The 18811-nt window shown below is 38.6% G+C and carries 20 protein-coding genes and 1 pseudogene; 10 read left to right on the top strand and 11 right to left on the bottom strand.

The features are described 5' to 3' along the window. Positions 1-353 precede the first annotated feature (353 nt). The 4 genes from COD92_RS07345 (at position 354) to COD92_RS07330 (ending at position 1463) form a co-directional block, all read left to right on the top strand. Complete coding sequence (locus COD92_RS07345; protein ID WP_098532606.1) at positions 354-470, top strand: YjcZ family sporulation protein; 117 nt, start codon at positions 354-356, stop codon at positions 468-470. Positions 471-740: 270 nt separating this feature from the next. After that, positions 741-959: a DUF1659 domain-containing protein gene (locus tag COD92_RS07340; RefSeq protein ID WP_098996041.1), complete on the top strand. Its 219-nt coding sequence runs from the start codon at positions 741-743 to the stop codon at positions 957-959. A 37-nt stretch (positions 960-996) separates the two neighbouring features. Further along, entirely contained in the window at positions 997-1215 is a 219-nt protein-coding gene (locus tag COD92_RS07335; protein WP_098996066.1) for a DUF2922 domain-containing protein, read from the top strand. A gap of 110 nt (positions 1216-1325) precedes the next feature. Then, positions 1326-1463 carry a YvrJ family protein gene (locus COD92_RS07330; protein ID WP_098532603.1) on the top strand — a complete coding sequence of 46 codons (138 nt, stop codon included), beginning with the start codon at positions 1326-1328 and terminating at the stop codon, positions 1461-1463. A gap of 62 nt (positions 1464-1525) precedes the next feature. On the opposite strand, the gene COD92_RS07325 is transcribed toward COD92_RS07330, so the two are convergent. After that, the gene (locus COD92_RS07325) at positions 1526-2737 is read right to left on the bottom strand and encodes a DUF3298 and DUF4163 domain-containing protein (protein WP_176550404.1); all 1212 of its coding nucleotides are present in this window, start codon (positions 2735-2737) and stop codon (positions 1526-1528) included. Positions 2738-2964: 227 nt separating this feature from the next. On the opposite strand from COD92_RS07325, the gene COD92_RS07320 reads away from it, so the two are divergent. Continuing rightward, positions 2965-4146 (top strand): N-acetylmuramoyl-L-alanine amidase family protein, encoded by a 1182-nt coding sequence (locus COD92_RS07320; protein WP_098996064.1) that lies wholly within the window; start codon positions 2965-2967, stop codon positions 4144-4146. Between the two features lie 61 nt (positions 4147-4207). On the opposite strand, the gene COD92_RS07315 is transcribed toward COD92_RS07320, so the two are convergent. Then, positions 4208-5641, bottom strand: a complete 1434-nt coding sequence (locus COD92_RS07315) for an MDR family MFS transporter (protein ID WP_098996063.1) — start codon at positions 5639-5641, stop codon at positions 4208-4210. A 545-nt stretch (positions 5642-6186) separates the two neighbouring features. Next, the gene (locus tag COD92_RS07310; RefSeq protein ID WP_098996062.1) at positions 6187-7083 is read right to left on the bottom strand and encodes a GNAT family N-acetyltransferase; all 897 of its coding nucleotides are present in this window, start codon (positions 7081-7083) and stop codon (positions 6187-6189) included. A 1081-nt stretch (positions 7084-8164) separates the two neighbouring features. On the opposite strand from COD92_RS07310, the gene COD92_RS07305 reads away from it, so the two are divergent. Continuing rightward, positions 8165-8341, top strand: a complete 177-nt coding sequence (locus tag COD92_RS07305; RefSeq protein WP_098532591.1) for a DUF2187 family protein — start codon at positions 8165-8167, stop codon at positions 8339-8341. Positions 8342-8610: 269 nt separating this feature from the next. Here the strand turns inward: COD92_RS07305 and COD92_RS07300 are convergent, their stop codons facing one another. The 3 genes from COD92_RS07300 to COD92_RS07290 all read right to left on the bottom strand — a co-directional run bounded on the left by COD92_RS07300 (position 8611) and on the right by COD92_RS07290 (position 11299). Continuing rightward, on the bottom strand, positions 8611-9423 hold the full coding sequence (locus tag COD92_RS07300) for an SDR family oxidoreductase (protein ID WP_098996061.1): 813 nt from the start codon (positions 9421-9423) through the stop codon (positions 8611-8613). Positions 9424-9439: 16 nt separating this feature from the next. Next, a complete protein-coding gene (locus COD92_RS07295) occupies positions 9440-10279 on the bottom strand; it encodes an aldo/keto reductase (RefSeq protein ID WP_098996060.1) in 840 nt (279 codons plus the stop codon). Between the two features lie 93 nt (positions 10280-10372). Further along, positions 10373-11299: an aldo/keto reductase gene (locus COD92_RS07290; RefSeq protein ID WP_098996059.1), complete on the bottom strand. Its 927-nt coding sequence runs from the start codon at positions 11297-11299 to the stop codon at positions 10373-10375. Between the two features lie 164 nt (positions 11300-11463). On the opposite strand from COD92_RS07290, the gene COD92_RS07285 reads away from it, so the two are divergent. Continuing rightward, positions 11464-11790 (top strand): winged helix-turn-helix transcriptional regulator, encoded by a 327-nt coding sequence (locus COD92_RS07285; RefSeq protein WP_098532587.1) that lies wholly within the window; start codon positions 11464-11466, stop codon positions 11788-11790. 98 nt (positions 11791-11888) lie between these two features. Here COD92_RS07285 and COD92_RS07280 read toward each other — a convergent pair whose 3' ends face one another. The 3 genes and pseudogenes from COD92_RS07280 to COD92_RS07275 form a co-directional block, all read right to left on the bottom strand. Further along, positions 11889-12077 (bottom strand): hypothetical protein, encoded by a 189-nt coding sequence (locus COD92_RS07280; protein ID WP_098996058.1) that lies wholly within the window; start codon positions 12075-12077, stop codon positions 11889-11891. 86 nt (positions 12078-12163) lie between these two features. Further along, positions 12164-12327, bottom strand: a pseudogene (locus tag COD92_RS32695) (aspartate aminotransferase family protein); the annotation flags it as partial. Between the two features lie 116 nt (positions 12328-12443). Continuing rightward, positions 12444-14642 (bottom strand): MMPL family transporter, encoded by a 2199-nt coding sequence (locus COD92_RS07275; RefSeq protein WP_176550403.1) that lies wholly within the window; start codon positions 14640-14642, stop codon positions 12444-12446. Between the two features lie 224 nt (positions 14643-14866). On the opposite strand from COD92_RS07275, the gene COD92_RS07270 reads away from it, so the two are divergent. Beyond that, complete coding sequence (locus tag COD92_RS07270) at positions 14867-15748, top strand: processed acidic surface protein (protein ID WP_098996056.1); 882 nt, start codon at positions 14867-14869, stop codon at positions 15746-15748. A 715-nt stretch (positions 15749-16463) separates the two neighbouring features. Here the strand turns inward: COD92_RS07270 and COD92_RS07265 are convergent. Then, complete coding sequence (locus tag COD92_RS07265; protein ID WP_098996055.1) at positions 16464-16943, bottom strand: hypothetical protein; 480 nt, start codon at positions 16941-16943, stop codon at positions 16464-16466. 18 nt (positions 16944-16961) lie between these two features. Here COD92_RS07265 and COD92_RS07260 point away from each other — a divergent pair, with 18 nt between their 5' ends. Then, positions 16962-17135, top strand: a complete 174-nt coding sequence (locus COD92_RS07260) for a DUF2187 family protein (RefSeq protein WP_098996178.1) — start codon at positions 16962-16964, stop codon at positions 17133-17135. Between the two features lie 261 nt (positions 17136-17396). Further along, positions 17397-17678: a hypothetical protein gene (locus tag COD92_RS07255; protein WP_098996054.1), complete on the top strand. Its 282-nt coding sequence runs from the start codon at positions 17397-17399 to the stop codon at positions 17676-17678. A gap of 225 nt (positions 17679-17903) precedes the next feature. On the opposite strand, the gene lsrF is transcribed toward COD92_RS07255, so the two are convergent. Continuing rightward, complete coding sequence (gene lsrF, locus COD92_RS07250) at positions 17904-18782, bottom strand: 3-hydroxy-5-phosphonooxypentane-2,4-dione thiolase (RefSeq protein WP_098996053.1); 879 nt, start codon at positions 18780-18782, stop codon at positions 17904-17906. Between the last annotated feature and the right edge of the window lie 29 nt (positions 18783-18811).

The raw sequence follows: 18811 nt of genomic DNA, 5'->3' as shown, positions 1-18811 counted from the left end.
AGACTTTTCCAATTTAAGGTGTAAGTCTATGGACTTGAATATGGTTCCGGCTGGCTACACTCTAGAGTATGAGCTGTTTATCTAAATAACCCAGAAGGTTAAGCCTTATTTTTTTTATTTAACTCAGCAATTATCCATTCAGTTATCATTCTTCAACATGCTATTACTATACCAAAACCAAATCACGAGCACACTTTGTTTCTTCCTCCGAAAACGTCTGCTAAACAGACGTTTTTATATTTAGGTAAATCCCTGATTTTGTCCTAACTAATGATAATGGTCCAAACCATAACAGCGATAAAAAATATACTAAAGTGTAAACTGAATATCTGAATGGATCGGTGGTGAAAATTATGGGCTGGGGCTATGGAGGTTTTGGTTACGGCGGTTATGGATACGGCGGCAGCACTTTCGTATTAATCGTTGTATTGTTCATTCTTCTTATTATTGTTGGTGCATCCTTCTATTAATCAATGGGTTTGCACTGGGAAAGGCTCCGTTAAGGAGTCTTTTCTTATGGCCCAGCAATTAATTTATTTTATCAACAAAAATTCATACAACTTTAGAAGGCTTGGAGAAGAAAAATCCTAGGCTGTGCTAACCTTAGCACAGCCTTTTTTACGTAGTTCTTCCTCAAGCAAACAAGCCCCCTATTAACAAACGAGTAAAAAACATTTTCGACCTACCTGTCCTTTTAGACTCTCAAACTATATATAAAAGTCGAAAGGAGGTGATCGAAAATGGCACAAGGATTACTAGAAACGACAAAGCTTCGGTTGGTATTTCAAGCGGGCATCGATAACGAAGGAAATCCAATTTTGAAGTCTAAAACGTTTAGCAATGTAACGAAAGCGGCAACGGCCGATCAGCTGTTCCAAGCAGCTCAAGCGATTTCAGTATTATGCAACGGCGACTTAAACAAAGTGGAACGTAATGACAGCTCTGAAATTATCGGTTAATGTTCTACAAAAATCCAATGATGGGAGGTGAAAATAAATGGCCAAAACATTAGAATTGCAATTTGACACCGAGTTTGGGAAAACTGCTAAAATAACAGTCGACAACCCAAAGGAGCCAGTGAATGAAGAAGTAGTAAAACTCTCCATGGCACAGATTATTGCAGCTAACATATTTACTACAGGCAGCGGCAAACTTGCCTCTGCAAAAGGCGCAAGAATCATCGACCGAAATGTAACCGACTATGAACTAGCATAACAACAGCGAGGCCGGATTCTTTTGAACCCGGCCTTTTTGGAAGCACGGGAAGCGCGGGGACGGTTCTTCTGCTCCGGAACCATACCTTTAGGAGAAAGGAGTGAAGAATTGTGGAACAAATCATACCACTCATTAGTGAAGTAGGATTCCCCATCGTGGTGACCCTTTATCTGCTTTACCGTATTGAATCAAAGTTAGATCTAGTGGTCCAATCGATACAAAATCTGCCCGACCGAATGAAGCCGTAATGAATTAGCAGATGTGCAATCAGTAAAAAGGAAGCACGAGAACCGTCCCCACGCTTCTGATTTTAATAATCAATTTGAAATGTTTTCATAATTTCGGGAGCAACATTCTTTATGAAATCATTAGCTTGTAAATTATTCTGCGGGGTTTGTGCAACGGAATACGAATAAATAATATCACTGTCTTCAGCAAGTTTAACTTCCGCTCCAGAGTTTAATGAGGTCCAAGTTTGTTTTTCATACATATGGAAGCTAAACAATAAGGGGTAATCAGCAGAATTAAAATATACATTGATTTCAGATAACCAGTTATTCTTCTCCGAGTATTCGGCTCTTTCAAATCTCAGACGATTCATCCATTCTTTTGGGACAGCAAAATAATAGCCTTCAGAAATATAAATGGTTGTGGAATTATTGGGTTGTAAAATATTAATCCCATGACTTTTGAAAAATGCTGCGTTTAATACACTTTGAATATCCGAAAAAGAAAGATGATACTGAAGCGTACCTTCAGCGAAAGAGGCATATTCATAAGGTGGAAAATATATCATTAAGCCATCCTTCGTTAAATAAACCTGTTTTAAATCATCAGAACTAATTTGTTTAAACTCCCCCATCGCTTCAAGCGTATGCAAAACGTCTTGTTTTAGGACAAGTTCGCTAATGATTTGTTGTGTTTGCGGTGAACCAGTAAACAATTCATTAGGCTCAACCATCCTGCCATTATCCAAGTCAACCAGGATTGGAACCCGCGACGGCATGCCATGTGCAGCCCCGCTATGATAAAAATATTGATCATATACAAAACTGATAAGGTGGTCATTCTGAAAGCTGATTTTGTATTTGGAATGGAACGATGACGGCGCACTTGGATCTTCATTCGTCATTTGACTCTCGTCAACTGCGTTCGCTTTTTTCTTCAAAAGATCATTAATTTTCGCTTGTGCTATTTTGTCTTTCATGCCATCAAGTTGCGGGTAAATAATATTGATAATGGGGTCGTCCTTCACAATGGACTCATCATGAATTTTAATCGCTTGATCGGTGGTTTCCGGTTGATTGTTAGGTTTTACTTGGTGACCAGTAGTTTTCCCCGGTTGAGAGTTAGGTTTTTCTGTTTCATCGGCAGGCTTCTCCGGTTCGCCTCCGTTTTTTTCCGGTTCATTGTCTGCGGTTGCTTTTGGTTGTTCTGAAACAGGCTTTTTTTCCTGTACACCGCTGCATCCTGCTGCAATTAAAATAATCAGCGCAATTGCCATTGTCCACTTCAGTTTCATCCTCTCACTCCCTATAATATCCATCACATATATTTATAGTAAGTTTCCGGTTTCCTAGAATATAGAAATTTTTTATTTTTCAGAGAAAGCTCGGGGGAGCAGAGGGACGGTTCTCATNNATGAGAACCGTCCCTCTGCTTTCCTAATTTTCTTAAAAATTGGATTATTATTTTATCAAAATCTGTCAATGCTAGTTTTAGAGTTTAAAAAACAGGGAGGTTGCTAAAATGCTATCATCTAAATTACGGAACAATGGCCTAATTAAATTTCTGACGATCCTTAGTGTCATTACAGTCCCCTTCTTGAATAATCAGCAGACAGCTAATGCAGATAATGCTACTTCTCGGGTCACGGTCACTGTACCTACGCTTAATGTCCGGGAATCTGCCGATATTTCAAGTAAGATAATTAGCCGCATTCATCAAGGAGATACATTTGAAATCCTACAAAAACGGAATGATTGGGATCAAATTAAACTAATAAACAACCAAACTGGCTGGGTGTATGACGCCTACATAACTTCGACTGAAGAAATCAGCGGGACCATAGAAACCTTTTCGTTAAACGTCCGGGAACGTCCAAGTGTCTCTAGTAGTGTCGTAGGTTATTTAAAAGCGGGCACAAAAATAACCATCCACTCGGAACAAGCTGGATGGGCCAAAATTGTCTCTCCTTCTGGTTTGAGCGGGTGGGTGAACGAACATTACATCGCTAAAGATACACCTAGCAACCATCACACACAATCCGCAGCCCAAACAGCGAAAAAGAATACAGGTAATACAACAGAAGCAAATATAGCCAAGGCTTCAGATGCTCCCATGAATACCCCATCCAATCAAACCGGGATTATGCCAAATAGTCAGGAATCCTTGAAAGGAAAAACCATTGTGCTCGATCCAGGACATGGAGGGAAGGATAAGGGAACAACAAGTATTGCAGGCACACCTGAAAAATCATTGAACTTGCCAACAGTGGAAGTGGTTAAACAAAAACTTGAAGCTGCAGGGGCCCAAGTCATTTTGACGCGAACTAACGATATGTATATCCCCTTAGAGCAACGCGCGAATGTCTCCAACCAAAACCACGCAGATGCGTTTATAAGTTTTCATTACAATTGGTCCAACGACCCATTGGTTAATGGCATAACTGATTTTTTCTATCAAAAATCCAGTAACCAATTAGCCACAGCTATCATAAATCAGGTGGCCAAAGAAACAAAATTAACTAACCTTGGAACAAGATTCAACAACCTGGGTGTTCTCCGAAACAACAAACAACCAGCTACTCTAATAGAACTCGGCTTCCTATCCAATCAACAAGATGACTCCATCGTTGAAAGTCCTCATTTCCGTAATAACGTTGCCGAAGGAATCTACCTAGGATTACTTGATTATTTCCAATCAAAGTAAAAAGGAAGCACAGGGACGGTTCTCACGCTTCCGAAGCATGAGAACCGTCCCCGTGCCACTATTAATGCAGAGAATTCATCGCCGCATGATGGACGATGACCCGGCGGATAAAAAACGCAATGACCAGACTGATCAGCGTTACAATCAATGCAAACAAGAACACGTTCTGTGAGCCGAACGTCATGGCGTTAGCCATCTCGGCCGGTTTGGTTGGAGCAGGGGATGCGTGCATATACTTCTCCATACCGCTCGTTAGAATGATGATCGCAATCGTTGTTCCGATCGCACCCGCAACCTGTTGCAGCGTGTTCATGACTGCCGTACCGTGTGGGTAAAGCTCCGGCGGCAGCTGGTTCAGGCCGTTCGTCTGAGCCGGCATCCAGACCATAGAAATCCCGACCATTAGTCCGATATGCAAAGCGACGATAAATGCAATCGAAGATGAAGGCGATATACTGGAGAGAAGCCATAACATGATCGCGACGACGACGAGGCCGGAAATAACAAGCCACTTCGGCCCATATTTGTCGAACAAACTCCCCATACGCGGCGATAGAATGCCGTTTAGCGCACTGCCCGGCAACAGCATCAGTCCAGCCGTAAATGCCGAAAGTTTCATTCCGTTTTGAAGGAACATGGGCAGAATAATCATGCTTGACAAGATAATCATCATACAAGAAAGTACCATAAGCAGTCCCACGATATACATTGGATACCTAAAGACACCAAGATCCATCATCGGCTCATGCATAAACACCTGCCGGAGAGTGAACAGTACAAGTGCCGCCAGCCCGATGACGATGGGATAGATAACAGCTGGGTTGGACCAGCCATCAACCCCTTCGCCCGCCTTGCTAAAGCCAAAGACCACACCTCCGAAGCCGATCGTTGATAATACGACCGAAAGTAGATCGATTCGAGGTTTCGTGACTTCAGTAACATTTTCCAAATACTTCATCCCTACCAACAGCCCTATCACTAAAAACGGCAGAGAGAGCCAGAAGATGTAGTGCCATGTTAAATATTCAATTAGAAGACCTGCAACGGTCGGACCAATCGCTGGTGCGAACATAATCACAAGTCCGACGAATCCCATCGCCGCCCCGCGCTTCTCCGGTGGATATACAACGAGGATCGTATTGAACATGAGCGGAATCAATAGGCCCATGCCGGCCGCCTGAAGAACACGAGCGACCATAAGCATTTCGAAATTGACCGCAAGCGCCGCAACCAATGTGCCTGCAATCGAGCTCGCCAGCGAACCGATAAACAATTGCCTCGTCGTAAACCATTGCAGGAGCAACCCAGTCATCGGCATCAAAATGCCGAGAGTAAGAAGGAACCCGGTGGTCAACCACTGTGCGGTAGCTGCCGATATTTGAAACACGACCATTAAATTACTAATCGCAATGTTGAGAGCCGTCTCACTGAACATGCCAACGAAACCGCAGATAAGCAGCGATGACATGATGGCACGGGTATTATATTGCTTCATTTCGGATTCCACTTCCCTCTGATATCTATTTTCACACTCCTATAAGTGTGTTATCTGTTACATTTTAGTGTCCATATTTATCCAAGTCAATAAAAGAACACTGTGGAAGCACGGGGACGGTTCTTCTGCTTCGCAACCATGCCTTTAGGTGAAAGGAGTGAACACTCTTGGACAAATCCATACCACTTATTAGCGAAGTAGGATCCTCCATTGTGGTCACCCACTATCTGCTTACCGGATTGAGTCGAAGTTAGATCTGGTGGTCCAATCGATCCAAAATCTGCACGACCGAATGAAACCTTATTGAATTAGGAAATGCTCAATCATGTTAAAGGGAGCATGACAAGAATGAAATCGCTAACGAGCTGGCTCATTAAGATCTCCCTCCGACCAAAAAGGTAAAAAAAAATGAAAAAGTATTTCTTATGTGGAATTGTTTAATCGCCAAACCAAACAATCCATAGAAAGAAATACTTTTTCATATGACAGCTATTATATTATGGCAATACAAAAATAATTAAGAAAGAACCGTCCCCATGCTTTCCTCAAATAGGCAAATACATTTCATACTGGGCAAGTTGCCCTTTTTTAAATCCTTGCTTTTTGAAAAATCCTTCGAGTAAACTATTATTTGGAAAACCGGTAGACATTTTTGATAAATGAAGATTATTACAGGCTGTTTGTAATAACAATGTTCCAAGCCCTTTTCCCCGCTCTTGCTTATCCACCATTAAAAAGCTAATATTTCCATTTTGATTAATTGAAAGACAACCAATTAAATCACTGTTTTGATAGGCAGCATAATAGGTGTTATTGGAGCTCTTGGCTAAAAAGTCGATATCATTCTGCCAATTAATATGGTATGTCCATCTCTGAATACACTTTTTGAATGCAGAAAAATCGATCTCGTTGATCTCATTCTCCACGTTCCTTGAAGCATTTTTCAGTTGGGCTAAATCACTATTTGTATAATAAACGATATCGTAGATCTTTTCATAACCCAGACTTTTATAAAAATTGATCGCCCGGTCATTCCCAACAATGACCTCAAGGAAAAGCTGCTTGCATCCTTGCTTAATGGCTTCTTCTTTGTGTATCTCAAAAAGCTTTTGACTGATGCCAGTTCCTCTAAAGCCAGGGTTGATCGCTAACGCTCCACACCGCATGGTTTTAATACTTTCATAGTCTTTAATACCGCCAAGAATTAGACCTACAGGTTCTTCTTCATAAAAGGCAATGAAGGAAATCTCTTTTTCATTTCCCTCTGGTCCAAAAAAGCGATGAATAAAATCCTCTTTTGCAAACTCAAACTTTATGATATAGTCTGAAAAACCATCTTGAAAAGCTTTATAGATAAAATCATCTTTCACCTCAGAACATCTTTGATAGCTAATATATGACTCATCAATCTTTATCCTTTGCTTCGGATTTGTTATCTCCATATATAAAAACCTCCCTTGATAAATCATTTGTTTTGCTGTGAAATGTGTCGTTGGAGATCAGGTATTGATTCCAGCATCAAACATTCCAGTTAAAAAGAATAAAAAAATCGACCCTATTATTTTATTAGACAGCAATAAAATAAATCCCTGCTAAAACAAACAAGGCATTAGGAAGGAGAAAAAATATGGCTAAATTAGCGAGAGCTCGGGCAGCAGGTAAGGCTGCACGAGGCCATAGCATTAGAAGAAGAAGCATGAGTTTAGAAGCGAATTTCTCCAGATGGTAGCACGGGAATAATGTTCACTCAAAAAAATAGCCCTCAAGACTGTTCGAAAACAATCCTTGAGGGCATCCAATAATATTATAAAAAAAGGGGGTTGAAAAAGCTTGTCTTAATAATAGCCTTTTATTCTTAATAAAATCTTAACATGCTGTATTGGTTTTCTTTTTAGAGTATTTTAATAAGCGAAATCCTGCCCAATAAAAAAAACTTGTTGAATCATGCTTGAAAATTGGCAGATTGCTTGCGTTCTAAACCTAATTTACAAGAAACGACATCCCTACGACTAGATTCCCTATGTGCTATACTATTCAATCGTTTGATTAAAATGGCTTCAAGTGTTTGTCTATTCAGTTTTCCACTGCAAAGTATAAAAAAGATTGTCGAGTTCGAAAAGAGAAACCCGTATACGAAAACTCATCTTTCCACAAATTCGGATTGTCTTCTCTTTAACTTACACAATCCAATTAAATTCCCACTTTTTCTACATTACACAAACGTTTAATTAAAAACGCCTTCACTACGCTCTAATCCTGAATTACTTACTTCTATCCTCTAAAAAATATGTCAATGGTTGTCTCCCCAACTTAGATGACATATGTACATAGACACCTAGTATACCTTTAAAAAATGCTCATTGACATTCCTCTTCTACTTACTAAAAAAAATGAGAAAGGCTCCATATCTTTGGAAGATACTCTTACAATTTCTATGACACATCGCCTTTTTCTATGTAAAATGCCTATTAATCAATATTTCTTTATAAATCCACCAATTAATGGGTGTAAGGAGTGGTTTACATGTATTTGAAAAAAGCAATGGTTGGAGACAATATTGTATCAATGAATGGAATTAAAGGTAAGGTGGAGAAGGTCGGAGAGAACTCGGTCATAGTTGAAATCCTCGAAAATACTTCAGGTCGAAACTTTGAAAATAATAAGACAGTTGTTTCTCATAAAAAATATGTAGTCCTTTAATGTTCTAATCAATCAATAATTATCGAACATCACTAAACTAATTTATTAAACTTCCTGTTTCTCCAATTGTCCTTCTATTTAGTAAAAGTAATTGTCGAGCACATTTAGACATTTTACAGAAAAAAAGACAATTTCCCGGAAAATTCTTTTGCTTTCGCACAACTGTCTTTGCATTCGGGGCATGACAGGCACCCATTTTACGGAAAAACGCAGACCATATCTTCTGTATCAAAGATTGATCTGCGTATTCTTTCATATAATACTTGAACTTATTTCTTTAACCGCAGTTTATAGAAGTCGGAATCACTTGCGTTAGCAGCAACTGTTTTTAATTGCTCTAAATCATCATAAACGGACACGACTCGACCGACATACTCATCTAGTTCCCCTGCCGCCAATAAAAAGGCAAACTGTGGTGCCTGATGCGGCGGTACATCTATGTTTTGCTCGAATAGTGACTCGATTCCAGTTAAATACTTTTGTCCTACTCCTGTATATCGCTGGTAACGTGTCATGTCTGTATCGTTTAAGCCTGGATCTAATGCAAATACTTTGACCGGAGTTTCCGCTAATTCTTCCACTAGGTTTTCTGTTAATCTGGCAATCGCTGTTTTGGAGGTCCCATAGCCATTACCATATTTAAATGTACCAGTCGTTCCGCCGCCAACTAGATTAATAATACTTCCAAAACCTTGGTTTAACATGACAGGAACTACCGCTTGGACACAGTGAAAAGTTCCAAAAAGGTTCGTAGAGACATCATTAATCCAATCTTCTTGTTTCACTTCCCAAGTAGGACCTATAGCCATGAACGCACCGGCATTATTAATCCAAACATCAATTCGTCCATATTTTCCCAATACATTTTCTACTACTTGTTGAACCTCCGCTTGCTTTGTGACATCCATAGAGAACATCGAATGATCTGGAGAAAATTTCTCAAGCTCTGTTCGAACTTCTTTTAATTTTTCGGAATCCCTGCCAGTTCCAACCACGGAAAATCCCTTTTCAGCAAAAAATAAAGCAGTGTTACGGCCGATTCCTCTTGTTGCACCTGTTATGACGACTACTTTCTGTTCCACTTAGAGTTCCCTCCTATTAATCTCTTCCCACCACTTCAGGGTCACCGAATTGACGCTTATTCTGATTAAGAGTGCTTATTTGATTTAAATCTTCTTGTGTAAGTTCAAAATCAAAGATATCCGCATTTTCAGCAATACGATGCGGTTTGATTGATTTTGGAATAGTCACTACTCCTGTTTGGATATCCCAGCGTAGTATCACTTGGGCAGTAGACTTATTGTACTTGTTTGCAATCTCAACTAAAACTGGGTCGCTAAGAAGACTGCCTTGCATAAGAGGGGACCATGCTTCAAGCTGGATTTCATTCTTTTTACAAAAATCATGTAATTCCTTTTGATTAAAGACTGGATGGTATTCCACTTGGTTGACCATCGGTTTAATTTCACAGTTTGCAAGAAGTTCTTCGAGATGGTTAACATTAAAATTACTTACTCCAATGGCACGGACGCGCCCATCCTTATAAAGCTTCTCAAGTGCTTTCCATGTCTCAACATATAATCCCTTAGTAGGTACTGGCCAGTGAATTAAATAAAGGTCTAAATAGTCTAAACCTAATTTGTTCAAACTTGTTTCAAAAGCCGCCAAGGTAGATTCATAGCCTTGATCGCCGTTCCAGACCTTAGTTGTAACAAATAACTCTTCACGAGGTACGTTCGATTCAGCTATAGCTTTACCTACTCCCTCTTCATTTTGATAAATAGCAGCAGTATCAATGCTTCTATACCCGACTCGAAGGGCAGTCTTTACTGAATTAACTACTTCCTCTCCTTCTTGTACTTTGAAAACACCGAATCCCAGCCAAGGCATTTTTACACCATTATTTAACGTAGTAGTACTTAATAAATTTTTTGTCATACCTCTCTCCTCCTTTATCATTTATAAAAAATTATAACTCTACATAATTTCTCCACTGATGAACAGGCTTCCAATTTAATAGCTTTTTTCCTATTAAACTTCCACAGCTTGCGGATGCTTATCTGATACCAATTCCAAGTCTGCAGCCAGTGCATTTAATTCAACTTGTTCTACATTTTTACATCCTGGGATTACACTCGTAACAGCTGGATGCTTTAAACACCATGCAAGTGCCCATTGAGCCATATTAACTCCTTCTGGGACTTCATTTCGTTGAATTTCTTCAACTAGTTTAAGCTGTTTTAAAACTTCACTTTGTAAATGGTTATTCCGAACATCATTTTTATCAAATACTACACCTGGCTTATATTTGCCGCTTAAATAACCGCTTGCTAATGGAACCCGTGCCAGGACCCCAAGATTTTGCCGTTCACATGAAGGAAAAACTTGTTCCTCTGGTTTACGGTCTAACCGGTTATACACAACCTGAATCACACTGGAATTTACTTCTGTTGCTAAGTCCGTTTGGTAGATATTCTCGTTTGAACCGATTGAAATTCCTAGATGACGGATTTTCCCTGCCTCAATCTGCTTGTCCAAAACGGTCCATAATTCTTCATTACGAAATACGTCATCACCGCCGGAATGAAATTGATATATGTCTACATAGTCTGTTTGAAGAGCTCTTAAAGAATCGTCTAACTGCTTAACAACTTCCCCAGCAGACCAATGATTTGTACGGGTAAAGGATTCGTGGAAATGATGGCCGAATTTTGTTGCGACGATCCAATCCTCCCTTTTTTGATTTTTCAAGTAACTGCCGATAAATTTTTCAGAAAGGTGATTACCGTAACATTCGGCTGTATCAATCAAATTAATTCCCATTTCCTTTGCCTTGTCTAAGATTTCATCGACTTCTTTTTGTGTGAAATCTTTTCCCCACTCGCCGCCATATTGCCAAGTACCGATTCCTACAACAGAAACATTTAAATCTGTTTTTCCAAGCTTACGGTATTTCATTTGGTTCATCTCCCTCTCTTCCAATATGTACGATAAAAACGTTTACAAAAAAAGTATACGTTTTCTTTATTTAAACAACAACCACTGAAATTTTTTTGATATACTAACCTCTATAGTAATTACTATAAAATTTATAGTTTCTATAAATTAGAAAGAGGTAGTCTATGAGCGAAGTAAAGGAAACGACACCCTTAGAGATTGAATGTTCCATTGAAAAAGCACTTAGTGTGATTGGGGGAAAGTGGTCTTTTCTCGTATTAAGAGAGTTATTCGAAGGGACAAAACGGTTTGGAGAATTACAAAAAGCTATTTCAAAAGTAAGTCCAAAGGCCTTAACCGATACACTAAGACATTTAGAATCCAATGGCGTTTTAATTCGGACTGTTCACGCCACAGTACCGGTAACAGTTGAATATTCACTTACTGAAAAAGGACAATCCCTACATACCATAATAAAAGAGATGAAATACTGGGGTTCTTACTGGGCATAGTATTGCTCGATCAGGGGACTCCCTGCGAGCATCTCCCCTTAACTTTCTATTATCTTCAAAGGCTTTCATTAACGGCTACCCATAAAAAAAGGAGAGGTTTACTCTCCTTCTTCTACTACGATTTTATATCCGTGTGACACTAACTGGGTATCATAAACCTCACGTTCTACGATATAAAACGTCTCCCCGGTTTCGGTTACCACCACTTCACTTGGACTCTTATCAACCTGTGCATCAACCAAGCTTTCATACGGTGCACCAAGGAGTTCAATTACATTTATAGACATACATATCACCACCTTTTTGCTATCTTATCAAAATATTGCAAAAAGTAAAGCGAAATTAAACATTGAGTTAATTCAAGTTTAGAATACTTTCCTTTAAACACTTCACAATAAAGTAAAAATAATCCTCTGTAAGCTGGATTACCACCAAAAGTATTAACATGACGAAGCGGTCATAATCTTCACTTCCCACGTATGCTTCGTAAATCTCTCTTTTGACTGCTGTAGCGGATAACGGCAGGTAGGCACTAGTAGTCGAAGTTAGATCTGGTAGTCCAATCGATGCAAATCTGCCCGACCAAATGAAGCAGTAATGAAACTGGAGAATAGTAATCAGTAAAAAGAAGCATAAGAACCGTCCCCATGCTCCTACTTTCCTACAATCCATCTGGGGGCCCACCAGTTGGCAGGGCCGAGCAGTTTCATTAATGCGGGGACTACGATAATTCTGATTAAGGTAGCATCAATGAATATGGCGCAAAATAAACCAACACCTAGTGCTTTTGTAATTTCAATATTGGTAAAAATGAACGAACCCACAACAACTAGTAAAATTAATGCAGCACTACTGATAAGACGACCCGTTTTCTGAAGCCCAGTAGCGGTACTTTTTTCATTATCACCTGACCTATCGTATTCTTCCTTAATTCTTGATATTAAAAAAACTTCATAATCCATCGAAATCCCAAACACAATGCAAAAGATCGTTACAGGCATAATGATACTAACATAGCCAGTGGAGGTTATATTTAGAAAACCCGTTAGCCATCCATACTGAAACACAATGACAACGATTCCTAGACTTGCTCCAAGGCTTAAGACGTTCATCATAACAGCCTTAAGCGGGATTAGCACCGATCTGAAGGCATACAACAATATTACATAAGTCACGGAGATAATAAACATCATCAACAACGGTAACCCTGAATTTATTCGGTCCATCATATCCACAAGCAAAGCGGTTTGCCCAGTAACATACGTTCCCAAGTTATCGGCTGATACATTTCTTACCTGGTGAACAAGATTGGCAGCTTCTGCCGAATTTGGTTTTGACAGTGGTACAACTGTAAGCAATGCAAAATTCCCGCTCAATAAACTTTCATTTATCATTCGGTCATGTGTTCCCTTTAACTTAAGAAGTTGAAAGGTTTCTTCTGGTGTACGATTTCCAAGGACATCGATAAAACTTTGAACCGAAAGCACACCAGGTAATCGGTGAATCTTATCCTCATATTTCTTAATACTTCGAATGGATGATACTTCTGTGACATTTTCTTTTGTCTTCACAATAATAAAAATCGGGTTTGATTTCCGTACGTCATAATTTTCTTTTAACAATTCCGCCCCTCTCCTTGATTCATATGATGGGGGCAATACTTCCGCCGTTGGAACCCCGACCTTCATACGAACAATAGGGAGCATAAGTGATATTAACAAGGTACTGATCACGATGGCTAGGACGGCTGGCCGTTTCATGACAGAAAGTGCGATTCTCTCCCATATGATGGAGTTTTCCATTCTCTTTTGAGTACGTGCAAATACCTTAAGAGAGTTGATACGATGGCCAAGAATGCCTAATAAAGAAGGCAAAAGCGTGCTTGATAGGATCATGGCTGAAAAGACCACAAGCACCCCACCCAAACATAGCGAGTAAATAATAGGGAGTTTTATAAAAAGCATGCCAAACATACCTATTAACACAGCAAATCCAGAAAAGAAAACAGATTGTCCGGCTGTTTGTGTAGCCATAGCTACGGCTTCCTCTACTGATTGCTGTCTTTTTAATTCCTCTCGAAAACGACTGACAAGAAAAAGGGCATAATCAACTCCGATCGCAAGACCTAGCATCATCACTATATTTGGGAGAAAATTCGAAAGCGAGTAAAATTCAGTAAGATGATAAGTAATTCCAAGTGTTAGAGAAACACTCATTATACCAACTAACAGAGGTAGAATTGCTGCCCAAACAGTCCCAAAAATAAATAATAGAACAAGTAAGGCAATCGGAAGGCCAATCTTTTCTGAATGGGCCATGTCTTGTTTTGTCGCCTGCTGTACTTCATGAATGGTAGCAATTTCTCCATCTACAAAGGTCTTCATGCCTTTGGGTTTCCCCATCAGACCCTTTATCTCTCGAAAATGGTTGAGCGCCTCTTGATTCTTTAATTTTAGTTCAACAACAATAGACTGGATTCCCTTATCCTCTTTTAAACGAGGTGTGACATTGAAATGAATGTTTTCAACATAATTTTGTTTTTTCAATTGATCTAATGATTTCAGTATGTCCTTCTTCGCTTGTACGCTAGTTAGGTCTATATCACGACTTGTATAAACCACAGTAATGGTAGACAGAGATGTCCCAAGTTCCTTTTTCATTAATGAAAATCCGTGGTCCGATTCGCTCCCCTTTGCAGTTAATCCACTATCCTTCAGTCGATCAGGTAGTTTTGGAACAAAGAATGCGGAAACTACAAATAACAATACCCAAAAAATGGTTACTACCCAGCGTAATCTATACATCCTTATTCCCCAACGCCAAAATAGACCTTTTTCTTGAATGTCCCTCATTGAATCCTCCCCCATTTTGTTCCAGTGTGAATAGGATTTCACATTACCTTCGTTTTTATGAAAATGAACTTTGGGAAGAATATCGTCCAATGGATACTTTCCTTTCATCTGCCTCATTTCTGTGTAATCTTGGAGAGGCTTCCAAAAGAATTACGTATGTTTCTATTTCTAAGTACTCCTCATCAGGGTAAATTATAAATGCACCAAATTAAAGGAGGGTACCAATGGTCCGTATTAGGGTTTTATTAGTGCTCATGCTCACGCTGCCATTCCTATTAAATGTTCCTTCAGCGAATGCTGCTCCACCAGAAACCGAATTGAACCAATATTTAGCGGAGATCGGATGGACGAAACAAGAGTTACTCCACTACCTTTCCTACTATGAAATTCCATTAGATGATTTTAACACTGTGGAAGAACTTAAAGATGTCATGGGAACTCCCATTACCTCGCAAAATTTTCAGGAGTTATTAACTAAATATGGCCTGACCGAGAAAGAATTTGATGATTTGATGGACCATTTTGGTGATAACGTGAATGACTATAAATTTATAGAGGATTTGGATGCATCCCTTGAATTTTATGTAAATAACGATGAGTATATGGCAGAGGTCGAAAATGCATTAGGGGAATTTGGCATTACGGAAGCGGAAGCGGAAAAATTATTCAACTATTTAGCTGATGTAGAAGAAAAAAATAAAGATCAACTTGACCAAATTGCAACAAACGATACCCTTTGGGAAAAATTCCTCAATGTAGAAGATCCTAGTCAATTAAGCGACGAAGACCTAAATGAAATGGTTCAAATTTTGGAGCAAACCATTGCCTTGTATGAAATTAAAATGAACTTTAAGGTGAACGGACAAGCTGTAACGTTAAACGATTTATTAAAAATGGAGGAACCTCCAAAAGGCAATTTATCCGGCAGTATCTATAGTACATCAGGGGAACTTCTGATTGACTTTACGATCCCTCAACAGTATTTTAAATCATTGGATGTTGTGGACAACGGAGAGGATTTACTTCATTTAGGTGAAATTTCAGATGATTATGTAGATCATTTGCATGAAAAGAAATATGAACAAGGACGAAAAAATTTAAAATAATACCTTAGCCCTTCTCTACGGGGAAGGGCTTTGTAAAAGGCAACCGACAGAAGGGAAAGTTGGTTCGTACCTTTCCGGCCAACTTTAAATAATTGAATATTCTTGCTTCCTGTCTTCCTAAGCGTCCCTTTTGCTTCTTTGCAAATGCAATCTTAAAAAAATTGTTGAAATAGATCCTAAATAAATTGTCAAATATCGCTAACACAATCAATCTCTATGATGCGACATTTTTTCGACTAATTTTCCTATATGTTAAAAGTAATCAAACGTTTAATTAAATCCAGTAAAGTGACTGCTATCTAAGGATTTTCCTCAAAATGAATGGAAGAAAAATGCCGAGGAAATCACGTTTTTAAAACCTAATATTCTACAAGAATTGTCCAATTTCATCATATTCATGTTGTTTCTAGTAGCCCCAAAAATTAGGCTAAATATTAATACTGTTTAGCCAAATCTTTATCCATTAAACTAACTTATTCTAATTTTAAGGGCAAATAATAAAGGCACCTAAAAAGGTGCCAAATAACGTTTAGTCCGATGGTTTAGGGACTTCTTTTGAAAATACTAGGTACAATTAGCAAAGCTATATAAAATAATTAATGAGTTTTTCATTATATCACCTTTAAAGATTATGATATGTACTTTTTTATAGATTAAACCAAGGTACTTAAATATAACTGTTACTTCACTAACGTCACCCAAATCGGAATATGTATTACGTTCTTTTAGGTTTTGAATGGAACATATCCTCTTGCCACTTATAATAACCATAAATAACTATAGAAAAAAAGACAAATAGGATAAAACGCCCCCATATAGTAATGTTAACTAGCTCATAGATTCCTAATACTTCTTGAAACAAATAATGTATAGGAAAAACAGCAAATAAGAAATCTATGATAATGTTAGTAACAAGATATTTCCAAAACTTTCCGTAAGTATAATGAAAAACCCATAAAGTTATTACTGGAAAAGCACCAAATACACCAGAAACAAATAAGGGTTTTAACCACGGAATAAGCGTCTCATTAATTACCCAATGTTTTTGATTATTGGCGACCACGTTATAAATGATCATTAAATAGGATGCACACATCGCTGCAGGCATAAAGCGTTTTATATTTTCCTTCTCAACTAAAAATAATGTGAACCATGGAGCAATTAATATAGTCCATAATACTATTTTATTTAACAAAGTAATCAACCTCTTTTACTGCTTATTACTTTTATTATTTCATTCCCTCTAGGTATTATTCTTAAAGGAGAGAACTCGGTCGTAGTTGAAATCCTCGAAAATACTTCAGGTCGAAACTTTGAAAATAATAGGACAGTTGTTTCTCATAAAAAATATGTAGTCTTTAACTGCCTAAAATTGGCCATATTTTGATTGTGTTTGAAGAAAACTACTTTAAAAACCAGATTCCTGTTAATTCAAGAGGTGGGCACCCATCCTCTAATATGACAGAAAGTATTGCTGCCGCATAAACTAATGTTGTTTCCGATTCTAATTTATTGGAAAAATTTCAGAATGATTCAAAGAGAGACTGCTCTAATACGACAAAATCATTTATGTTTTTTACCATAAAAGAACAAACTTCTTGTCCACTTCCTGTTATGCTAGAACAAAGCATTAGAAGGAGGAGATTTCATGCAGACATGTATAGTCATTCCAAGCCCCTGTAGGTTTAAGACATTCATGGAAATTGCTTTAGAAGTTACTTTTTCTAAACTGGATCCGGTAACACATGAAAATTTAAAAAGATTACTGAACAGAGTTCCTAATAACTTGTCGTCAGAAACATTGGCAACCTCAATGGAAGAGAATAAACAGTTAAAAGAATGTATTAAAGCATTTAAACAAACCAAAACATATTACTGGGTACGAGAAGACTTTCTTCAAGAATTAAAAGATATCGAAAGACAATGTTAGGGGGCGACAATATTTTGTCGTCTTTTTTTTTGTTGTTTTTGGAGAATGATGGGTCATAACCATTTACTGCTACTTCATTAATAGAATCAGGAAGCGGTGACAGGCACCATATATAAAGGAAAAGCTCCTACTCAAAAGTAGAAGCTTTACATAATAACATACTTTTATTATAAGATTAGTTAGTTGATACTACCTAAAAAAAGCACCAGAACCGTCCCTATGATTCTAGTTTATGAGATGTTGGTAAAACTCAAAAGCCTCTTTATCAGTAAACCCTTCATGAACAACCTTACGAACTGCTTGAATCATTTCTTCGGGGTATTCAGATTGGAATATATTCCTTCCCATATCCACTCCAGCTGCTCCACCTTGAATAGAGTTGTAGGCTAGTGTGAGGGCATCTTTTTCTGGTAGTTTCTTCCCGCCTGCAACGACCAATGGAACTGGGCAAGCTGAGGCAACTTTTTCAAAGTCCTCACAATAATAGGTTTTTACAATTTGTGCACCAAATTCGGCCAGCATTCTTGTGGCTAACAAGAAGAAGTTAGTGGTGCGCTCCATTTGTTTACCAACGGCTACGACACCTAGTGTGGGAATGGAATATCTTGAGCCAAGGTTAACAGCTCGGTTTAACTCTTCAATGGTTTCCTTCTGTCCATTAGAGCCAATAAAGGTTTGAATCGCAATCGCACTTGCATTCATCTTAATAGCATCCTCCATATCAACGACCATGGATTCATGACTCAGGTCATCTTGGAGAACACTGGAACCAGAGGAAGCTCGTAAGGCTATCGCTTTATTAAAAGTCGGCGGGACACTGCTTCGAATAGCCCCTCTAGTACCCATTAAACAATCGGCAAAATTTGCTAATCTAGGAATAAGCAGATCTAATCTTTCTAGCCCTGAAGTCGGTCCCATGAAATAACCATGATCAAACGCTAACATGACGGTTTTGCCAGTGTCCGGGTTAAAAATTCTCGATAACCGATCCTTCATTCCCCAATCATAATTGTTTGCACCTTTTACATGGTAATTCCCATTGTTCGCGAACGGGATACTCTCAGAAAAATCCTTTGCATTTTTGTTGCCCTGTGTATCAGCCATTTCTCTCACTCCTTTATAACAAGTACTCT

Source organism: Bacillus sp. AFS037270, from assembly GCF_002585305.1.
Note: the sequence above shows the minus strand (reverse complement) of the source record. Positions and strands in the feature narration are given on the sequence as shown.